Source organism: Microcoleus sp. C2D2 (assembly GCF_036702495.1).
Taxonomy (GTDB): Bacteria; Cyanobacteriota; Cyanobacteriia; order Cyanobacteriales; family Microcoleaceae; genus Microcoleus.
The window spans coordinates 1-2273 of record NZ_JAUBTO010000347.1; the positions used below are offsets into that span (position 1 = coordinate 1).

Consider the following 2273-nt stretch of genomic DNA (forward strand, 5'->3'; position numbering starts at 1 on the left):
GTAAGAAGGTTTTTTTAGTGATTTAGTAATGCACAAATTCACTTTTTTGTCAAATTAATTTAGATGCGTTTACCCTGCATCACCTCCCGGAGGCGATCGGGCTGGCTGGGTGCTGCCAGCGACAACGCTATGAAATAGTTTCGGGATAGTTTCGGGATAGTTTCGGGATAGTTTCGGGATAGTTTCGGGATAGTTTCGGGATAGTTTTGGGATACTGCGTTGTTTAGTGGACGATTGGGCTGCGTGTAGCCGATCGCCCTTGGAGGAAATTTGGGCGGCTTGGATCCCGGCAACCGAGCATAAATCCCTGTGTCGGGCGGTTCGTCGCTTCTGTTAAACCGATCGCAGCAAGCGTCAAAAATGGGAATGAAAAAGTCCGAAGTGATGGAACTTTTGCGAACCAGTGACAGTTCCATCACTTTGAACGGTTCGAGTAAAGTGGGTTCGTACCAATCCTCGGGACATGGGGCCCATTCACAGAAAGAGTCAAGGGATATTTCTAGTGGCTTGGGGTCTGGTGGCTCGCAATGCACGGAGCTTGGTAAATGATCGGAGCAATGATCGGAGCAATGATCGGAGCAATGATCGGAGGAATGATCGGAGCAATGATCGAAGCAATAATCGGAGCAATGATCGAAGCTTTTCGGATGTTCCCAGTCCCAGCGTGCGATCGCATTTGTGAATTCCTCAAGAGTTTCAAAATCGTCCGGGTCTGGCGGCTCAGATACGGATTCAATCTCAAAATTCAGCAAGCTTAATTGCCCGTCGGCATCAGATTGGAAGTGGATAATCTGGGTCTGTGGCGGAGCATAGCGAGCCAAAAACCTATCAGAGAAAGTAAGCCCAGTCAAAATCAGATGACAATCGACTTCAAGAGCAGGGGAATTTTCAACCGTTTCTATAATCGGCTCCTGGGCTGAATCGACTTCGACACCGGGGATATTTTCAGCCGCCAGTGCGATCGGATCCTGGAAACGCTCAAAATCGGAAAATTTTTTCCGATTGGACTGGGTAAGGCGCTCAAAACCGGAAAATTTTTTCCGATTAGATTGGGTAACACGCTCAAAACCGAAAAATTCGACATCAAGGGAATTTTCGACCGCTTGCTCGATCAGCTCCTGGGCTTGAACTTCGATCGCGTCCTGGGCTTGTTCGACTTCGACACCGGGGGAATTTTCCACTACCGATACGATCAGTTCCTGGGCTGGATCGACGGACGCTGCAGGGGAAACTTCCAGCAGTTGCAGCAACGGGGAATTGACCCCGGCAATGGCATCTATCCAGTTTTGGCGGCAGCGTTTATCGCCCTCCGGCATCACATTGAGCTGCCAGCCAATTTCCTTCAATTCCTTAATATTGTTCTGTTGTAGCTGTTCCAGGGTGTACATAGGGGAAAAGGGTAGGTGTTACCCACCCGCCAACATTAAAAGTATGCAGTGCAGCCTTGTCTCATAATAGACTTTGATATATCATAGAGTCTATTATGAGAAACTGTCAATATCTCATCATAGACTTTGTTAATCTCTTAAAAGTGATGTTATGAACCAAGAACATGGCGAAGGTCAAAAAAGCGAAGCAGTTGGAGTACGGGGAAGTGAAGGTCACGAGGGCATTCGGCCTTACACCCACGGGAGCGAGGCTCTTTCGGGAGTTAGCGGAGGGCTTGGGGGTCAGTCCGTCACAATTAATAGAGAAGATAGCAAGGAGGGAACTAGAGATTTCGACCCCTTTGGGGGAGTTATTGACCAGCTAATCGACGATGCTAGAAAGCAATTGGTCAAAAGTCAGGAGTGCATCGTTTGGTATCGTGAAGAAGCGAAAGAGTATCAAGAAAAGCTCAATAACTTAATCAAGCTCAAGGAGTTGCAGCAGCAGCAACAGCAACAGATGAAAGAGCTGCAAACAAAATCATCCAACAATCAAGACGAGAAAAATCTCGCAGAATAACTGCTAAAAACCAGCACTCCTTAGAAGACGCTGGTTTTTGCGTTGTTACCCATTACCAAAAACCAACACCCGCACCACCGAGTCCTTTCTCTGAATGTATTCGCTGTCGGGTGGGGCAACGATAGCTTTTCCTAAACCAAAGTTACACATAGAAAAAACTCAAAACTCCTGTAACTCAGGCTAATAGTCGATTTAAATCCTACGCCCAGGAAGCTGCAATCAGTAGCATGACAAACTGAATTAACCCAGAGAAAAACCATGAACAGCAGCCAGCTTTCGCTGTTTAACACAAGCGCGGCAACCGGGCACGTGTACAGAGCCGGCGA

2 protein-coding genes are annotated in these 2273 nt (G+C 47.5%); one reads left to right on the forward strand and one right to left on the reverse strand.

The window, feature by feature from the left end; translation table 11 throughout:
* Positions 1 to 59: 59 nt before the first annotated feature.
* Complete coding sequence (locus QUB61_RS39005) at positions 60 to 1388, reverse strand: hypothetical protein (protein WP_333136795.1); 1329 nt, start codon at positions 1386 to 1388, stop codon at positions 60 to 62.
* A gap of 151 nt (positions 1389 to 1539) precedes the next feature.
* On the opposite strand from QUB61_RS39005, the gene QUB61_RS39010 reads away from it, so the two are divergent.
* On the forward strand, positions 1540 to 1947 hold the full coding sequence (locus QUB61_RS39010; protein ID WP_333136793.1) for a hypothetical protein: 408 nt from the start codon (positions 1540 to 1542) through the stop codon (positions 1945 to 1947).
* Positions 1948 to 2273 lie beyond the last annotated feature (326 nt).

Coding starts and splice junctions, on each gene's coding strand:
- QUB61_RS39005 (WP_333136795.1), bottom strand. CDS start 1,388: ATGTACACCCTGGAACAGCTACAACAGAACAATATTAAGGAATTGAAG.
- QUB61_RS39010 (WP_333136793.1), top strand. CDS start 1,540: ATGAACCAAGAACATGGCGAAGGTCAAAAAAGCGAAGCAGTTGGAGTA.